The sequence below is a fragment of the Cyclobacterium roseum genome (genome assembly GCF_010119225.1).
In the GTDB taxonomy this organism is placed as follows: domain Bacteria; phylum Bacteroidota; class Bacteroidia; order Cytophagales; family Cyclobacteriaceae; genus Cyclobacterium; species Cyclobacterium roseum.
Window position 1 is genome coordinate 1 of the sequence record NZ_WNKF01000049.1, and the last position, 1,586, is coordinate 1,586.

Consider the following 1,586-nt stretch of genomic DNA (forward strand, 5'->3'; position numbering starts at 1 on the left):
GGATATTGGGGGAAGGAATATGCCCTTACCTGGGGAGATCTTGGAATAGATTCGGATTCTATGAGCCAAGAAGTCAGCCGAGGTCATAGTAGCTGGAGAAACGAGCAGGGAATGCTAAAACCATACCCCTGATGGTCTCACGGAACAGCGAAGGACTGAACATTGGATTACGTCCAAATTCGATGGGGAGCACCGTATTGGGGCAGCCTCATCTTAAGCGGACAGGGTTAACAGATTTATTATGATAGAAAAAGTACTCAACCGTAAGAACCTCTACAAAGCCTACCGACAGGTAGTGAGGAACAGGGGTTCGGCAGGGGTGGACGGCATGAAGGTCACCGAATTGTTTTCCTATCTGGAAAACAACAGGGACAGGATTGCCACATCCATCCTGAACCATACGTATGTACCGAAACCTATCAAGGGGGTTGAAATCCCCAAGAGCAACGGAAAGACCAGATTGCTGGGGGTTCCCACCGCAGTGGAAAGGTGGCTACAACAGGCGGTAAGCCAGGTGCTGATGACCAAGTACGAACTCACGTTCGAGGAATACAGCTATGGCTTCCGGCCGCAGAAGAACATCCATAAGGCGGTGACGCAAGCCCTGAAATACATCAACGATGGGTATCAGGACATCGTGGACATTGATCTTAAAGGGTTTTTCGACGAGGTTGACCACTCGATCCTTCTACAGTTCATTTACCAGCGGGTAAAATGCCCGACTACCTTACGGCTTATCCGAAAATGGCTCCGTGCACCGATCCAGATCAACGGAAAACTGCACAGACGTAGAAAAGGAGTTCCTCAGGGTTCTCCGCTCAGCCCATTGCTAAGCAACATCCTTCTGGATGTTCTCGATAAGGAGCTGGACAGGAGAAACCTGAAATATGTCCGTTATGCTGACGACTTCAGCATCTACACCAAGTCAAAGAAGGAGGCCAGAAAGGTGGGTAACGAGATTTACCTCTTTTTGAGGGACAAACTCAGGTTGCCCATCAACAGGGAGAAAAGTGGCATCCGAAGACCCTCTAACTTCGAGCTGTTGGGACATGCATTTGTACCGACATATCAGAAGGGGGACAAAGGAAAATACCAGCTGGTGGTGAAAAAGAACAGTTGGGAATCACTCAAGCGAAAGCTCAAACAGATTACCAAGAAAACCAGACCGTATAGTTTCGAGGAACGGCTTGGCAAACTCCGGGAGGTCTGGATGGGATGGGTGAACAACTACCGGTTGGCAAGTATTCATGCCAAACTCAAACAGATCGATGAGTGGCTGAGGAACCGACTTCGCTACTGCATTTGGCACGACTGGAAGAAGCCGGAGCGGAAACGTAAAAACCTAATCCGATTAGGTGTAGACCAAGACCATGCCTATGCATGGAGCAGGACCAGAAAAGGTGGATGGGCTGTAGCCCAGAGTCCGATTTTGATAACCACTATCACTTTGTCCCGCCTGAGAAGAAAAGGATACGAATCCATGCTTTCCTATTACCTCAAATCGCAACCCACAATCCAGTGAACCGCCGTATACGAGACCCGTACGGTCGAGTAGGTCAGGGGGATTACTCCCCCTTTCCCCTCCA

The 1,586-nt window shown here is 49.4% G+C and carries 1 protein-coding gene; it reads left to right on the forward strand.

All coding sequences use genetic code 11. The annotated features are described in order from the left end of the window. Window positions 1-241 precede the first annotated feature (241 nt). Window positions 242-1,522 (forward strand): group II intron reverse transcriptase/maturase, encoded by a 1,281-nt coding sequence (gene ltrA, locus GJQ68_RS23065; RefSeq protein ID WP_162419617.1) that lies wholly within the window; start codon window positions 242-244, stop codon window positions 1,520-1,522. The last annotated feature ends 64 nt before the right edge of the window (window positions 1,523-1,586 follow it).

Excerpts from the sequence above, each read along its gene's own strand:
- ltrA (WP_162419617.1), top strand. The coding sequence starts at position 242 with ATGATAGAAAAAGTACTCAACCGTAAGAACCTCTACAAAGCCTACCGA.